19 protein-coding genes are annotated in these 16,285 nt (G+C 44.2%); 9 read left to right on the plus strand and 10 right to left on the minus strand.

From position 1 onward, the window contains the following. Positions 1-89: 89 nt before the first annotated feature. The 9 genes from GMES_RS07715 to GMES_RS07755 all read right to left on the minus strand — a co-directional run bounded on the left by GMES_RS07715 (position 90) and on the right by GMES_RS07755 (position 6,749). The gene (locus GMES_RS07715) at positions 90-788 is read right to left on the minus strand and encodes a VC0807 family protein (protein WP_006992073.1); all 699 of its coding nucleotides are present in this window, start codon (positions 786-788) and stop codon (positions 90-92) included. Positions 789-903: 115 nt separating this feature from the next. Next, on the minus strand, positions 904-1,482 hold the full coding sequence (locus GMES_RS07720) for a rhomboid family intramembrane serine protease (protein WP_006992074.1): 579 nt from the start codon (positions 1,480-1,482) through the stop codon (positions 904-906). Positions 1,483-1,549: 67 nt separating this feature from the next. Next, a complete protein-coding gene (locus GMES_RS07725; protein ID WP_006992075.1) occupies positions 1,550-2,713 on the minus strand; it encodes a glutathionylspermidine synthase family protein in 1,164 nt (387 codons plus the stop codon). Between the two features lie 8 nt (positions 2,714-2,721). Continuing rightward, positions 2,722-3,336 (minus strand): DUF1190 family protein, encoded by a 615-nt coding sequence (locus tag GMES_RS07730; protein WP_006992076.1) that lies wholly within the window; start codon positions 3,334-3,336, stop codon positions 2,722-2,724. Between the two features lie 8 nt (positions 3,337-3,344). Further along, positions 3,345-3,761 carry a DUF350 domain-containing protein gene (locus tag GMES_RS07735; protein WP_006992077.1) on the minus strand — a complete coding sequence of 139 codons (417 nt, stop codon included), beginning with the start codon at positions 3,759-3,761 and terminating at the stop codon, positions 3,345-3,347. A gap of 26 nt (positions 3,762-3,787) precedes the next feature. Then, positions 3,788-4,435, minus strand: a complete 648-nt coding sequence (locus GMES_RS07740; protein ID WP_006992078.1) for a YjfK family protein — start codon at positions 4,433-4,435, stop codon at positions 3,788-3,790. Position 4,436: 1 nt separating this feature from the next. Continuing rightward, positions 4,437-5,486: a potassium channel family protein gene (locus tag GMES_RS07745; RefSeq protein ID WP_006992079.1), complete on the minus strand. Its 1,050-nt coding sequence runs from the start codon at positions 5,484-5,486 to the stop codon at positions 4,437-4,439. A gap of 177 nt (positions 5,487-5,663) precedes the next feature. After that, complete coding sequence (locus GMES_RS07750) at positions 5,664-6,344, minus strand: PspA/IM30 family protein (RefSeq protein WP_006992080.1); 681 nt, start codon at positions 6,342-6,344, stop codon at positions 5,664-5,666. A 15-nt stretch (positions 6,345-6,359) separates the two neighbouring features. After that, complete coding sequence (locus GMES_RS07755) at positions 6,360-6,749, minus strand: YjfI family protein (protein ID WP_006992081.1); 390 nt, start codon at positions 6,747-6,749, stop codon at positions 6,360-6,362. Between the two features lie 186 nt (positions 6,750-6,935). Here GMES_RS07755 and GMES_RS07760 point away from each other — a divergent pair, with 186 nt between their 5' ends. The 6 genes from GMES_RS07760 (at position 6,936) to secF (ending at position 13,057) form a co-directional block, all read left to right on the plus strand. After that, complete coding sequence (locus tag GMES_RS07760; RefSeq protein WP_006992082.1) at positions 6,936-7,244, plus strand: DUF6471 domain-containing protein; 309 nt, start codon at positions 6,936-6,938, stop codon at positions 7,242-7,244. A 236-nt stretch (positions 7,245-7,480) separates the two neighbouring features. Next, positions 7,481-8,521, plus strand: a complete 1,041-nt coding sequence (queA, locus tag GMES_RS07765) for a tRNA preQ1(34) S-adenosylmethionine ribosyltransferase-isomerase QueA (RefSeq protein WP_006992083.1) — start codon at positions 7,481-7,483, stop codon at positions 8,519-8,521. 180 nt (positions 8,522-8,701) lie between these two features. Continuing rightward, positions 8,702-9,814: a tRNA guanosine(34) transglycosylase Tgt gene (tgt, locus tag GMES_RS07770; protein ID WP_006992084.1), complete on the plus strand. Its 1,113-nt coding sequence runs from the start codon at positions 8,702-8,704 to the stop codon at positions 9,812-9,814. Positions 9,815-9,844: 30 nt separating this feature from the next. Further along, positions 9,845-10,183: a preprotein translocase subunit YajC gene (gene yajC, locus GMES_RS07775; protein ID WP_006992085.1), complete on the plus strand. Its 339-nt coding sequence runs from the start codon at positions 9,845-9,847 to the stop codon at positions 10,181-10,183. 77 nt (positions 10,184-10,260) lie between these two features. Continuing rightward, complete coding sequence (gene secD / locus GMES_RS07780) at positions 10,261-12,105, plus strand: protein translocase subunit SecD (protein WP_006992086.1); 1,845 nt, start codon at positions 10,261-10,263, stop codon at positions 12,103-12,105. 10 nt (positions 12,106-12,115) lie between these two features. Then, positions 12,116-13,057 (plus strand): protein translocase subunit SecF, encoded by a 942-nt coding sequence (gene secF, locus GMES_RS07785; protein WP_006992087.1) that lies wholly within the window; start codon positions 12,116-12,118, stop codon positions 13,055-13,057. Between the two features lie 232 nt (positions 13,058-13,289). Here secF and suhB read toward each other — a convergent pair whose 3' ends face one another. Continuing rightward, positions 13,290-14,069: an inositol-1-monophosphatase gene (suhB, locus tag GMES_RS07790; protein WP_006992088.1), complete on the minus strand. Its 780-nt coding sequence runs from the start codon at positions 14,067-14,069 to the stop codon at positions 13,290-13,292. A gap of 200 nt (positions 14,070-14,269) precedes the next feature. Here suhB and gloA2 point away from each other — a divergent pair, with 200 nt between their 5' ends. The 3 genes from gloA2 (at position 14,270) to trmJ (ending at position 16,285) form a co-directional block, all read left to right on the plus strand. Continuing rightward, entirely contained in the window at positions 14,270-14,653 is a 384-nt protein-coding gene (gene gloA2, locus GMES_RS07795) for an SMU1112c/YaeR family gloxylase I-like metalloprotein (RefSeq protein ID WP_006992089.1), read from the plus strand. Positions 14,654-14,660: 7 nt separating this feature from the next. Beyond that, entirely contained in the window at positions 14,661-15,410 is a 750-nt protein-coding gene (locus GMES_RS07800; protein ID WP_226990266.1) for a hypothetical protein, read from the plus strand. A gap of 149 nt (positions 15,411-15,559) precedes the next feature. Then, complete coding sequence (gene trmJ, locus GMES_RS07805; protein ID WP_006992091.1) at positions 15,560-16,285, plus strand: tRNA (cytosine(32)/uridine(32)-2'-O)-methyltransferase TrmJ; 726 nt, start codon at positions 15,560-15,562, stop codon at positions 16,283-16,285.

Consider the following 16,285-nt stretch of genomic DNA (forward strand, 5'->3'; position numbering starts at 1 on the left):
TCTATCTAGCGTTTTTTATTTTCAATACTTTTCCGTTACCGCATCGTTAGTTATTGCTGGCAGTTACGGTTGGCAGTTACGGTTGGCCGTTACTGCTGGGCAAGGAAGTTCTCTAAATCTTCCCCCGTCAATTTCTTAATTTGAGCGAATAGGTACCACAAGGCGCCCATTAACATGATCATGCTTGGGATCACTATCACTGGGTAGCTCAGGGCAGTCATGCGACCAAGTTCTTCCGTATATTCAGTCGTCCCTGGGGGGCTTACCAGAATCACTTTGGCCAATACGTAATTTAAAACTGAAGATAAAAAGAATGAACCGGCGACAATATAAGAGCTGATCGCCATCTTGCCTTCAAAGTCATTGGTGGTACCTTTTGCTTCTAGAGCTCGGCTCAAACTGTCCCAGTTGACAATTTGCTCGTTAAGCACAAGCACCTTTAGCAATGGCTTGGTGGTGCGCTGGGTAATCAATACGGCAATGCCAATCACGGCCGGAATAGCCGCTTCTTTTATAGCAATATATTCAGCAGGAAGTTCCAACAGACTAATGCCGCCGGTTAATATAACGCTGACAATCCCCAATATTGAAAAGGCATTTACCTTGCCCGACTCTTTAAGATCCCACAACCCATAACCGATAGGAAATATCAGTGCGGCAACAATACTCCATGCTGGGCCTAGGTATTCATCAGAGCTTAAATTGCTCATGATCACCACGGGAATAATGATATTAAATGCTAGATTTCCGAAAAATCCATTTTGTTTTTTGGGGGCTTGATTGCTCATTTGGGCCTTGGTTTATATTTAGACAACTACAGCATTATAAGGAAGTTGTACTTCACGCTCTAGCACTACCTTAGGTTAATTTGATTATAAAGCCTGATTGCACGAGATGGGCTTGTCAGTGTACATTTTTAGCCCACAATCTTGCAGCAATTAAGCCAGAGATAAAGCCGAACAAATGCCCCTCCCAAGATACAAAGGTTCTTGCAGGCAATACGCCGAATATTAAGCCGCCATAAAAAAAGGCCACTAACAAGGAAATAATAATGAGCTTAAACTTTCGGCTTAAAAAGCCCGCCAATAGCAGAAAGCCAAAATAACTGTATATCACGCTGCTCGCACCGATATGACTGGCTGAACGGCCAAATAACCACACCAACAACCCTGTTAAGACAATACAAAAGAATGTGACACCAAAAAAACGCTTATTACCATATTGCAGCATTAAAAAGCTCAGCACGCACAGAGGGATAATATTCGACAGGTAATGGCTCACACTACCGTGCAAAAAAGGGCCGGTTAAGACACCAACAAGCCCCGGAATGTACCGTGGAATATTGCCAAAGTGATTTAACATGCGCCCAGTGAGTAGGTTAATGATCTCTATGGCGGTGATCACAATGAAGATAATGCCCACCGTTTTTAACTGCTGGCTTAAGCGAGAAGGATGGCGCGAGGTGAGTGTTTTGCTATTCATAAAACTGTGTTGGATAAGTGATAACTGTATTTTGACGTAAAAGGCTGAAGAATGAGATGTCAAATTGTCACAAAATAATATGCGGTAAATAGCGTGACATATCTTGGGTGATAAGCGAGGTGTCTTCCCGTACCGAAATGCCCGCAGGCTGATCATCTACCAACCACGAGCCAATCAAGGTGTGATTTTCTCCGAACTTTGGTAATGGCGAATAGGCTTGATAAATAAACCCTTCTTCACCATAAGGGCCCTGTGCTTCGAGCACCGTCTTGCCGTTTTCAATTACACTAATGTTCGCCCCTTCACGGGAAAATATTGGCTTTTTGACTAATTTAGTCTCGTTAGCGAGTTGCAGTTCATCTTCAAAATAAGATGCCAGCAAGTTGGGATGACCGGGAAACATTTTCCATAACATGGGCATCAACGCTTTATTCGACAGTATTGATTTCCACAGAGGCTCAATCCAATGGCTGCCAGAAGGCTGAATATGTTGAGCGAAGGCTTCTCGCTGCATAAATTCCCAAGGGTAGAGCTTAAACAGGGTCTCAATGATCTGATCGTCGTGATCGGTAAACGCCCCGCTGTCACTCAAACCAATGTCTTCCATATAAACGAAGTAGTCCGCGATCCCTGCTTCGCGCGCACAATCTTGCAGATACTGCACCGTGCCTCTGTCTTCGTCAGTATCTTTGCAGCAAGCGAAATGCATGAAATCCAATTTATAGTGGTTAGCAATGTAGCCTAATCGTGCAACAAGCTTCTCTTGTAATGAGTTAAACTGGTCGGCCTTTTTATGCACTAGCCCTTTATTGACTTGTTCTTCAAGCCATAACCATTGCCAAAACCCACTTTCATACAATGATGTGGGCGTATCTGCGTTATTTTCGTATAGCTTAGCAGGGCCGCTGCCATCATAGCTAAAATCCAAACGTGAATATAAACTCGGGTCTCGGTTTTTCCATGAATCGACAACGGGCTGCCAAAAACCCTCAGGGATCTGAAAACGTTTAAGCAAAGCCTCGTCGTTAACGACGCGCTCAACCACTGCTAGACACATCTGATGAATATCGGCAGTAGGCTGCTCTATATCATTTTCAATTTGCTGCAACGTAAACTGATAATACGCTGACTCATCCCAATAGGGTTCGCCATGCATAGTATGAAACTTAAAACCAAAGTCAGCGGCTTTACGCTGCCAATTTGCTCGTTGCTGAATAGGAATACGAAACATACGAAGGGTTAGCCACCCCAACCACTGGATTTTCTGCTCGAGCCACCCCAGTTCGATTTTGCGCGCACGCTACTGCCAAACCCGCCTCGACTCATGGTTTTGGTTACACTCGGTTTTGACTTAAACGCATCTTTGCTGACGTTCATATTACGGCGGCGGTAATCCCCATAGTCACTGCCATCTGCACCCATCCAACGTTGGCGATACGAAGAGTACGGGGAGTATGAGGTAAACATGGGTTGAGTATTATAGCCTCGCGGTGACAGTAGGTTGCTCAACATGTAACCGGCCATAAAAGGCATGAAGAACGAGCCACTTTCAGTACGGGTATAATTACATTGATTGGCCCCAAATTCTTCTTCACATATTTGCCGTGATGCATATTTAGGGCCTGTACGCTGGGCTTCATCTAACGCATCTTGATAAGCCGTTTTGCATAGCTCTTCTTGCCCAGGATTTTGATTTGTACAATCGTCGACCGAGGTATAAACCGTGGCTTTTTCAGTTTCTTCACCACAACCACTAAGCATGACTGCTGCAATACCCAAGGCTAAAGGCTTGACCGAAAAACCTTTACGCATGCTCTTTAGGTTGATATTTGATGAGCGTTTACGCTGAGTCATATGTCCTCCTAATAGGTCATGCAAGCGGCATTGAGCAAACCAACCGCAACAGAAATAGCGCCAAGGATGGTACCTGCGGAAATTTCATTATTGATAATGCGCTCGGCAATTTTTGGCATAAAAGTGAACCGCAAAAGTAAGAATGCGACAACTTGCGCAATAATTGCCACAACACCCCACACGATAAAGTCGACCAATGACGCTGAGTTTGCAACCGCACTTGATAACGCCAAGGCAAAACCGATGATCGCGCCACCAAAGCCAATCGCTGCGGCTAGGTTTTTCTCTTGTTTAACTAATTTCCATTCATCATGGGGTGTCACAAACGCATAGACAATTTTGAAGATAAATAGCAGTACGATTGATACCGCAAAATAAGCGGCAAAATGACCAAGGCCGGCAATTGAGTTAAGTATTGTTTCCATCGTTTTTCCTTTCGTTAAATGGGATGTTAGCCGTTTATCGTGATGTCGGCTTGTTCAATATTAAAACCACTGCTGATGACCAAGCAGCGATCGAAGTTCTGACCAACTAATTTCTCTTCACCGCTAACTAGCAAGGCCTCTATATTGCCATCGTCTAATTCGCGTTCGTACAGCATCACGAATTGGTCGGTTTCACTCACGTCACCGTCTTCTTCATAGGTTTTTTCGGTCATAGCGACAGCGGGTGACACATCACCGACAGCGTCCCACACACGCTGATAGCTATTGCCCTCTAGTGCATATTGGGCTTGGGAGATATCATTCTTAAGTAATTGCTGCCATTGAGTGTCTGTGCCAACGGTTTTGGTTTCATAGAAATACCATAACTTGACATCAGTAATGTGGTTTTCTGTCACTCCGCCGTCCAAAACGACCTGTAAAAATGCATCGTCATCGGTGTAAAAGCGCAGAATTTTGCCACCTGAATCTAAATCGACTTCACCAACCGCCTGAATAATATGTGAGCTGGCAGCAGACTCAATGATAAGGCTCGGTTCTATCAGTTTGAGTTTTAGTGGATCAATTTGAAATGAACCACCTAAGTAAAGTCCCATAACCTCAGGCGCTTTTGGGCTTTTAGGCGTGTCTTTTTTACCAAATAATTTACTGAACATGCTATTCCTCAGAAAAACGTTGCCATTCGATTTTTTTGATCCTGGCTTTCGCGATATAAAACACCTTGTCACCTGGCGATAATTGCTCATCCAGATCAGGATTGACTTGTATGTTCAATCTATCATTGCTCTTAGCCGTGCCGATAAGCGTTGCATTATAACGAGATTTCAACTGATTGAATGCCAAGCTAACCTGCATAGGAGCCATATCAGGGGGGAGGGTGTCTGAATACTGAGCTTGGCCTTCAGCCACACTGAGTAAGTCGTGGTGTAATACGCTTGAACCTGGATCGAAAGCTGATTTTGCTAGCATCTCTATCGCCACACTCGGCGTGCATTCTACATTCGGGCAGTGGCGTTGGAGGAGGTTGGCTAATGTTTCATCGGTGAAGTAAGCGACCATTTGCGCATTGGGATTACGTTGACTGCAATAAAGCGCCGTAGTCATGGTTAAATCATCTTCTGGATTATCCATTAAAACGACTTTGGCATCAGCAATGCAGGCTCGGTCCATATCTTTGTCGTTACTAAAACTATTAACCTTCACAAATTCGATTTTATCTGGCATAGGGTTAATAATATCGGCGCGAACACACAATACAATCGTCGGGCGTTCGTCCACGGCCTCTCGCTCGCGTAGCAGTAAATCGAGTAATCTAAGCGTACGTTGCTCGTTCCACCCAAGTACCAGAATATGATTAGATACTGATAAACTCTGCAAACCTTTTACTCCTTTTAACCACTGAAATGATACCCAAGACGCGACACGACCAATTACTAATGCAAAAAAACTCAAGCCAACAGGTATTACATATAAAGAGACTATGTATTTTCCCGCGGTGGTAGTTGGCGACAAATCCCCGTAGCCCACTGTTGAGCCTGTTACCACCAACCAATAAATAAAATCAGTGCTGTTTGTTAGTGCATCTTCGCCTGCGAGCGCCATTAAGCACCAGCTCGAAACAGTGTAAAAACTTAACGCAATCAGTAAGGTGTACCAACGCATCTCAGAGAAATACTGAGACAGCATTTTACGTATTTTTATAAACATGGCGTTAAATTCAGGTTCTTGTTATTTCGAGATATTCTTTCATATCCCAAGGCATTAGCCAATGTAAGCCATTTCTCAGTTTGCACTAATCTTGTAAACGCAATTGATACAATTAACCCACAGATAAAAAAATGGCCAGCCTGCAAACGCGGACTGGCCATTCAAATACAATGTAACTTACTTACCTAAAATACGGCTTAACTCATCGTCAGCAGAGGTTTGTCCGCCTTTGATACCCGCTTGAGCCAAACGTTTCTCTAGGTCGTCGCTTGATTCTTCAGTCGCAAGCTCTTGCGCGGCTTGAAGCTCGGCATCGCGCAATGTCTGCTTGTCTTGAATTCGTTGCAACGACTCGGTTGCGGTTTTCATTTTACTGTTCGCACCTAAGTGACGTGACGACACAGCGACCTGTGCTTTTTGCACAGATTCAGTGGCCTTTACCATGTCCACCTGCTGTTCTAAGCGTCGTAGATTAGCCTTTGCTTGGCTGATATTACCTGCCAACTGCTTCTCAGATTGCTTGAACTGATCTAAATACTTCTGTTCACCTTCTTGTTCAACTTTCAAGTCACTGACTTTTTGAGCGCAGTCAAGGGCTAGCTGGCGATCTGAATCTATCGCTTTGCGAGCATGGGCTTCGTATTGCTCAATAGAAGATTGCAAGCTGGCGACTTTCTGCTCAGACAATTTGCACTTAGCCAAAATTTGCGTGCGTGCATGATCTGATTTACGCAGCTCGTCTTTCGCTTCACGGATCTCTTGTTCAAGGATACGGATCGCTTGGCTGTCTACCACTGTTTGTGCTGCTTCTGTGGCACCACCTTTAACGGCAGTCACTAATTTTCTCCAAACTGACATAATGTCACTCCTCGATTAAAGTAAATGTTCTGCATAAGCATCTAAAAATGCTTCTACATTTTGAAATAAGGTTTGCACTTCGATCGTAATGCTCTGTGCTTTCGATTGAGAACTTAAAGAGCCAAAGGCCGTGTAATAATCATCGCCAGCCACATTCGAAATACCCACAGTCGTTAATGGGAAAATCATATGGGTTTTTAAAATCTCTTCGTTTAACGCGGTTTTGTCTTTCACTTCATTGACAGAAAAGAGTAAAGACTCAACGAGAATTTGATCTCCGCTTATCGCTAACCAAGCATCAACACCGTCGCTGTTTGCAATTAATAAACAATTTTCTTCACGGGTAACAACGAGATCTTGGTTGTCACTAAAAAGGGCCTCAAGTTGATTAAGATCCCATGTCATGGCTACTCTCCTGTATGGCTAATGACCGTTGTTCGAATATGTCTCAACATTTCGTTGAGCTTGTTGGCAAAACTCGGGCTTAGTGTAGTCGGGTGAAAAACAATTAGTCAAATGTTATTTTCAACATTTGATATTTATTAGTTGCTAATGTAAATTATACGTCACATTTGTATTGTTGGGATAGTTATGCAAAATCATTCGGATAGTCTGACAGCAAAACAGACAAATAGTGCCTCTGCAGATTGGCGTCAAGTCGTGCAGCGTCTATTAAAAGCGGAGATGTCTAAGCGCGGTGTTAAGTACCAGGATCTCAGTGAACGCTTAGTATCAATTGGGGTGAACCAAAGCGCAGACAACCTGCGCAATAAAGTAAATAAAGGAATATTAGGCGCCGATTTGTTGTTACAAATCATGTATGTGCTTAATATGCGCCGTATTGAACGGGATGATATCGTGGATATGTTTAGCGACATGGGGCAAGATCTCTCGCAGTAGCGATGGAAAAGTTTTCCGAGCTAACCAAATACGAGCAAAAAATACAGACAAAAAAAAGCCCAACGCAATAGTCGCTGGGCAAAATAACAGTCAGGAGAAACGTCAATAATAAATAAACTGTTGATGTTATTTTAGCCGCTATATGCAAAGTCACAAGGTGGTTAGCGTATACCAAGGTGATTGCAGGTATTAATTAATATACGTAAAATAACGGGCTAAATTTCCCAGGATAATATATGAAAGTTTCTGAATTCCAGTTTGATTTACCTGAAGCCCTCATTGCGCGTTACCCCACCAAAGAGCGGACCGCAAGCCGATTAATGCACTTAGCCACAACAGGCTTGTCGCATTTGCAATTCACCGATGTGGTGAACTTGATTAATCCAGGCGATTTACTGATCTTCAATAATACTCGCGTCATACCTGCACGGTTACTTGGGCAAAAAGCCTCTGGCGGTAAAGTAGAAGTCTTGATTGAGCGCATTATTGACGAACATCATGTTTTAGCCCATGTACGTGCCAGTAAATCTCCTAAAGAGGGCACCCAATTGTTGCTTGAGGATAAAGTAGAAATGGAAATGGTAGGACGTCAAGACGCGCTATTTACACTCAAGCTGCTTAACCCTGAGCCTATTCTTGAAATACTTGAACAATATGGGCATATGCCACTGCCGCCATACATTGACCGCCCTGATGAAGAGTCAGACAAAGAACGTTATCAAACGGTATACAACGAAAAACCAGGAGCTGTCGCGGCGCCTACCGCAGGTTTACATTTTGACGATGTCATTTTGAAACAACTACGGGATAAAGGTGTAAACACAGAATTCGTAACCTTGCATGTTGGGGCTGGTACCTTTCAACCTGTGCGGGTTGATAATATTCTTGAGCATCAAATGCACTCTGAATATGCAGAAGTGCCGCAAAACGTTGTTGATGCTATCGCTAAAACCAAAGCGGCGGGCAAACGCGTGATTGCTGTGGGCACAACGTCGGTAAGATCGTTAGAGTCAGCAGCGAAAGCAGCATTAGAAAATGGCACTGCGCTGGCGCCGTTTTTCAGTGACACAGATATTTTTATCTATCCTGGCTACAAATTTCAGGTGATTGATGCCATGTTAACCAACTTTCATCTGTCAGAGTCGACGCTCATCATGTTAGTCAGCGCCTTTGCTGGAAAAGAAAATGTGATGCGTGCGTACCAAGAAGCTATTGCCCAGCAATACCGCTTTTTCAGCTATGGCGACGCCATGTTTATCGAGAAAAACCAAGACTGATATCCGGATTGTAATCAATACCTACGTTAGGCGAATAAATAGTGCGTTATTAGTTTTTATTCGCAGACGCAATTCGTATATAATCCGGCCACTTTTTGTCAGCAACTCGCTTGTTAGGCATTGAATATCACCTAAGACGAGAACACGCTGGTAGGCTCGCCCTGTCAGCAGGAAGTATTTATGCAATTTGAATTAGATAACACAGACGGAAAGGCGCGCCGCGGCCGTCTTAAATTTGACCGAGGCGTAGTTGAAACGCCAGCGTTTATGCCAGTTGGCACATACGGCACGGTTAAAGGCATGACGCCTGAAGAGCTTGATGAAACTGGCGCGCATATATGCTTAGGGAATACCTTTCATTTAATGCTACGCCCTGGCACTGAAATCATTAAACAGCACGGCGACTTACACGATTTTATGCACTGGCAAAAACCTATCCTAACGGATTCAGGTGGTTTTCAGGTATTTAGCCTAGGGGATTTGCGTAAAATCACCGAAGAAGGCGTAACTTTCCGCTCGCCAATCAACGGTGAAAAAATCTTACTGACGCCTGAAAAGTCGATGCAAGTGCAACGTGATTTAGGCTCTGACATCGTGATGATTTTTGACGAATGTACGCCGCACCCGGCTACTGAGAGCGAAGCACGCCAGTCAATGGAATTGTCATTACGCTGGGCTAAGCGCAGTAAAGCGGAACATGGCGACAACCCATCAGCTCTATTCGGTATCATACAAGGTGGTATGTACGAAGGATTGCGTGACGTATCACTCAAAGGTTTAGAAGACATTGGTTTTGATGGCTATGCCATTGGCGGCTTGTCAGTAGGTGAGCCAAAAGAAGACATGATCCGCATTTTGGATCACACCACCGACAAAATCCCAGCGCACAAACCGCGTTATTTGATGGGCGTGGGTAAGCCTGAAGATTTAGTTGAAGGTGTGCGCCGCGGGGTCGACATGTTCGATTGTGTTATGCCTACTCGTAACGCTCGAAATGGTCATCTTTTTGTCACCAGTGGCATTGTAAAAATTCGTAATGCGGCCCATAAAACTGACACGAGTCCACTAGACGATAAATGTGACTGTTACACTTGTAAAAATTATTCTCGGTCATATCTACATCACTTGGACAAATGTAACGAAATATTAGGCGCGCGTTTAAACACCATCCATAACTTGCGATATTATCAGCGTGTTATGCAAGGATTGCGAGATGCGATTGCTGAACAGAAGTTAGATGAATTCGTTGCGGATTTTTACGCACAAAAAGATATGCCGGTACCGGCGCTATAACTACAAAACTTAACAAACTATGGGGAATTTATGAGCTTATTTATCTCTGATGCACATGCACAGGCAGCACCAGGTGGTGCAACAGGCGGTGGTTTTGAAATGCTGATCATGCTCGGCGTATTCGGTTTAATCTTTTACTTCATGTTATACCGCCCACAAGCAAAGCGTGTAAAAGAGCATAAAAACTTGGTTAGCTCGTTGAGCAAAGGCGATGAAGTTTTGACCCAAGGTGGCATGGTTGGCCGTATAGTGAAAGTATCAGAAGAAAAGGACTTTCTTGAAATTGCACTAAACGATACAACCAACATTGTTGTACAAAAATCTGCTATCTCAGCTGTGTTGCCAAAAGGCACAATGAAAGCAATTTAAAATGAGTTACCTTAAATAAAGCGGGCGATTGCCCGCTTTATTTATGTATACGACATTCAAAATGGAAGGATTTTCACGTGTTAAACCAAACTCCGTTATGGAAGTATCTTGTACTGATTTTTATCGTCGGTATGTGTGCTCTGTACGCCACTCCCAATTTGTACGGTGAAGACTATGCCGTTCAAATCTCTGCCGGCCGAAATGCCAGTGTCGATGAGTCACTGTTAAGCAAGGTTACAGAAACGTTATCCAGCGAAAACATAGAAACAAAAAATATCGCTTTAGATAACGAACAGATTTTAGTTCGCTTGACCAATTCTGATAGTCAACTTATCGCGCGAGAAACCCTGCAGCGAGCATTAGGTGACGACTACTATGTGGCCATGAACCTAGCGCCAGATACACCCGCTTGGCTTGAAGCCATTGGCGGTGCACCGATGAAGCTTGGGCTCGATTTGCGCGGTGGTGTGCACTTCCTAATGGAAGTGGATATGAACTCTGCCGTGAATAAGTCTTTTGAAGACATGGTATCCGATTTTAGAAGTGCACTTCGTGAAGAAGGTATTCGCTATCGCACGGTGCGCCAAGTTGAAGGTGGAGTGGAAATATTCTTTCGTGACCAAGAAACCCTAGATAAGGCAGAGTTCTTTTTACGTAACCGTAATCGTGACTTGGTTTTCACTGAGAAAAACGACCTGAAAATTGTGGTCAGCATGTCAGAGCAGAAGCTTGCTGAAACCCGTGACTACGCGGTTAAGCAAAATATCACGATTATCCGTAACCGGGTAAACCAATTGGGTGTGGCTGAGCCAAGTGTACAAAAGCAAGGCGTTGATCGCATCGCTGTGCAATTACCTGGTATTCAAGATACCGCCCGTGCTAAAGAAATTTTGAATGCAACGGCGACATTGGAATTCCGCTCTGTAGATTTAGACCATGATGTACGTGATGCTGTTGCTGGGCGTGTGCCTGCGGGCTCTGAACTGGTACTCGATCAGCAAGGTCAGCCGCAACTGCTTAAAAAGAAAATCATTTTGACCGGTAACCACATCATTGATGCTAACTCTAGCGCAGATGAGTACGGTATTCCTCAAGTGAATATTTCACTTGATTCTAAAGGTGGCAGTAAGATGTCACAGTTTACCAAAGACAGTATTGGTAAGCCGATGGCGACCGTTTTCATTGAATATAAATCAACGGGTGAGCGAGATGCTAACGACAAGCTGATTTTTGAAGCGAAGCGTGAAGTGATCAGTATCGCCACTATTCAAGCGCGCTTGGGCAGTAGTTTCCGTATTACCGGGTTAGACTCACCACAAGAAGCGCATAACCTGTCGTTACTACTTAGAGCCGGTGCACTGATAGCACCTATTCAAATCGTAGAAGAGCGCACCGTTGGGCCAAGCTTAGGTAAAGAGAACATTGCACTGGGTACACAAGCCATCATTTGGGGCTTTGTTGCAGTACTAATCTTTATGCTGATTTACTACAAAGCATTTGGTTTAGTCGCGAACCTTGCATTAACTCTGAACCTAGTGATGATCGTTGGCATTATGTCGATGATACCTGGCGCGACATTATCGCTACCTGGTATGGCCGGGATCGTATTAACGGTCGGTATGGCGGTTGATGCAAACGTTCTGATATTCGAGCGTATTCGAGAAGAACTGCGGGAAGGGCGCAGCCCCCAACAGGCAATTCATCACGGTTATGACAGTGCATTCTCGACCATTCTTGATGCCAACATTACGACCTTCATTGCGGGTCTGATTTTGTTTGCTGTGGGCACAGGCCCAATTAAAGGCTTTTCAATCACGTTAATGATTGGTATTGCCACTTCCATGTTTACCGCTATTTTTGTTACCCGTGCTGTTGTAAATGCATGGTGTGGTGGTAAGCCTTTGAAAAAATTATCAATATAGGAGCGCTGACATGCAATTGCTAAACATGAAAGAAACAGTTGGCTTTATGTCGTTGCGCGTTCCCGCAGCGATACTATCCGCGTTATTGGTTATCGGCTCTCTGGTATCCCTTGGGATTAACCAGCTTAATTGGGGCTTGGACTTCACCGGCGGTACGCAGATTGAAATGCGGTATGAAGGTGTGGCTAACTTAGACGCGGTTCGCGCTGAGTTAACCCAAGCCGGTTTTATTGAGCCTACGGTGCAAAACTACGGTAGCAGCCAAGACATACTAATACGCATCGCCCCTATGGAAGGCGTGAAGAATGTTGAAATTGGCGATAGGGTAGTTGCTGCATTACAAGCTGCCGATCCAAGCGTTGAAAAACGCGGAATCGCTTTTGTTGGGCCAAATATTGGTGATGAGCTTGCCGAGCAGGGCGGGTTAGCCATGTTGGTTTCCTTGCTTTGTATTCTGGTATACGTAGCAATGCGATTCGAATGGCGCTTTGCTTTGGGCTCAGTTGTGGCGCTTGCCCACGACGTGATCATCACATTAGGTTTGTTCTCAATTCTACAACTGGAATTCGACTTAACGGTACTGGCCGCTGTATTGGCAGTAATCGGTTATTCCTTGAACGATACTATTGTGGTATCAGATAGGATCCGTGAAAACTTCCGTAAAATCCGCAATTCCGAAACCGAAGAGATCATTAATATTTCACTGACCCAGACCTTGAACCGTACCATTATTACCTCGTTAACGACGATATTGGTATTGATGTCATTGTTCTTCTTGGGCGGGGCGACTATTCATGGTTTTGCGACTGCCTTGCTGTTTGGTGTGATAATCGGTACGTATTCGTCTATCTACGTTGCCAGCTTAGTGGCGCTATGGTTAGGCGTAAGCCGTGAAGATTTGATGCCAACTGAGATTGAGAAAGAAGGCGCTGACCAAGAGTCAATGCTGTAGTAAATCACATTGCCCTTAAGGGCAAACAGAGTTGTACACTAAGAGCCGTTTGATTAACTATCAAGCGGCTTTTTTATTGGCTGAAGCTATGGGGTTATTAAGTTAAGGGACCTTTTGGGGGCGTTTAGCTATGAGTTGGAAAAAGCCTTTTCGAAGGCGCTAGGAGGACATAAAAAAGCGAGCCTTGGGCTCGCTTAAGAATAGGGCGTTACGTTTTTAAGCTATTACACTCTTAAGCTTTCAAATTCTTCACTAGGGTTTGCACGACTTTAGCGCTTCCAGCAACGATGTCACCATTATGCATGGGGTCGTTATTGCCTTTAAAATCTGTCACCAAGCCGCCAGCTTCACGAACAAGTAGTTCACCTGCTGCGATATCCCATGGCTTCAAGCCACTTTCCCAGTAACCGTCATAACGGCCGGCGGCTACGTAGGCTAAGTCCAGAGCGGCTGAGCCACTGCGGCGTACATCACCCGCTTGAAAAAAGATATTACGGAAGCTTTCAAGATATGTCGGTAATGCATCTTTGTTTTTGTATGGAAGTGCGGTGGCAAGGATCGTTTGGTTCAACTCTTTTGCTTTACTAGCACGAATACGGAAACCGTTAAGTTGAGCGCCAGCGCCTTTGCTTGCGGTGAATAGTTCGCCACGAATAGGATCGAATACAACTGCTTGGTCTAAACGACCTTTATGCATTAAAGCGATTGATACAGCGAAGTGGGGAATACCCTTGATAAAATTAGTGGTGCCATCTAGCGGGTCAATGATCCATTTGTAATCAGTGTTGCTACCTTCTACTACACCACCTTCTTCACCTACAAAGCTGTGATCAGGGTAAGATTGCTGGATTTTGCGAATAATTGCTTGCTCGGCTTCTTTGTCGACTCGGGTTACGAAGTCGTTACTGCCTTTGGCTTCAATCATTAGTTCAGATTGATTTTCAAAACCACGGGCAATGACGTTGCCCGCAGAACGCGCCGCGCGCACTGCTATATTCAGCATAGGATGCATAGTAAAACCACCAATTTTTAAAAGAACGTTAAGATAAGGATTTGTCATCCGTTACGGTTTAGGTAACAGGTGAACAAAAAATCGCCGCGCAGTGTATCAAACCACAGAATATTCGCAATCATAATCTGGATTTATCACAAACTATGTTAGCGTACATGCTTCAGTTTACTTATTTTTTAATAACAGATTAAGTGTACCTAATGTTAAAACGAATTCATCACGTGGCCGTTATCTGCAGCGACTATGCGCGCTCGAAACACTTTTACACTGAAATATTAGGGCTTAGCGTTATTGCTGAAAATTACCGTGCCCATCGCGACTCTTACAAACTAGATTTAGCACTACCCGATGGTGGCCAAATTGAGCTTTTCTCGTTTCCCGGAGCACCTGCGCGCCCCAGCCGTCCAGAAGCGCAAGGCTTACGCCACCTAGCGTTTGTGGTGGATGATGTCGAGGCCACAGTAGCTTTCTTGACGGCGAAGGGCGTTGAGGTAGAAGAAGTTAGAATTGATGAATATACGCTCAAAAAGTTCACCTTTTTCGCCGACCCAGATGGTTTACCATTGGAGCTTTATCAAGCGTAAAAATGATGTGAGCCATAAGGAAAATGAGATTAAGTGGTTGTTGGGGTTAGCTATATTAATAAGCTTGCAGGGCTGCAGTCACACCCAGGTTCATTTGTACGCTAAGTACCTTTCAGAATCAGAGGTAAACAGAATATCCAAGCAATTAAAAAAAGATGATTTTGATGTTGATGTTAATCAGCTTACTTTTCCGAATTCGATTAGCAGAAATAGCCTAGTTTACTCACTGATGTTGCCTGAACAGAGTGAGTTATCACGCTTAACGCAAAGCGCGGCGAAATTAGGGTACTCGGTTGAAAGTGAAGTGCCGCTTTTTAGTAATAATCATTCTTTTACCCATGACTCCATCGGGTTGTTTTTAATTCCTGATGATTTAGACATTTCTGCTTCGATATCCCGTGAAAAACTCATCGGGCGCTATTATAGCAAAGCCTGTGACGCAGATACTCAGTTGCTACTAAATTCAGATAACACCTACATCCTTGTTAACAGCCCTCAAGAAGCAATTAGCAACGCAAAGCAAGGTGAAGTGCAACTTAACCGTCAACAAACATTAATTTCTGGGTTTTGGAAAGTAACCCAATATCCTTACGTGCAGTTAAGTGGGCCGAAAAATCACCCTTGGGTAGCGCCGTTTGAAGTGGAAGTTTATGACGAGATAGAGTTTGGGGTGTCGGTAGAAAACACTTATTTGAAACCTTTAAGTGACTATAAACGCTTTGATTCTTGCCAATTTTATAAAGGAGCTGTGGGCTGATGTTCGGTGGTAATTTCTCCCTTAGAACATTTTCCCACATTTTTTAGTATGTGGGTTACTCTGTGCGCCGCGCCAACACTACTTTTGCACGCAAAATATGCTATTATCCGCGCCCTAAAATCCCCATAAATCACAGATAATCCTTTGTTATGCTAGAAAATATTAAAATCGTACTGGTTAATACGTCCCACACCGGCAATATTGGTTCAACAGCGCGCGCCATGAAAACCATGGGCTTGAGCCAATTGGTATTGGTTGACCCAGTATCGCCGCCAGACGGTAAATCTAGCGCGTTAGCTGCTGGGGCAGGGGATGTCCTGGCCAACGCGAAAATTGTCTCCACCGTGGCAGAAGCAGTAGCAGATTGTGGTTTAGTGGTCGGCACAAGTGCCCGTTCGCGAACGTTATCTTGGCCTATGCTTGAGCCACGTGAATGTGGTGAAAAGTTAGTATCCGAAGTGCCTAAATATCCTGTTGCCTTAGTATTTGGTCGTGAAAACAACGGTTTAAGTAACGAGGAGCTACAGCAATGCCATTTCCACGTATGTATTCCTGCCAATCCTGAATATAGTTCGTTGAACTTAGCCGCCGCAGTACAAACTCTATGTTACGAAATTCGTATGGCGCATCTTAGTGAAACGCGACATGAGACGACTGTGCAGGAAGAATACCCGCTGGCGGATGATCTTGAAGGTTTTTATAGCCATTTGGAACAAACCCTTCACAAAACGAATTTCATCATTCCACAACATCCGGGTATGGTCATGACCAAACTACGTCGCTTGTTTAATCGTGCTCGTCCTGAAACGCAGGAGCTGAATATATTGCGCGGCATCTTGGCATCCATCGAAAAGTCCAGTAAAGACAATACATAA

Origin of the sequence: Paraglaciecola mesophila KMM 241 (assembly GCF_000315015.1) — a bacterium.
Lineage (GTDB): Bacteria > Pseudomonadota > Gammaproteobacteria > Enterobacterales > Alteromonadaceae > Paraglaciecola > Paraglaciecola mesophila.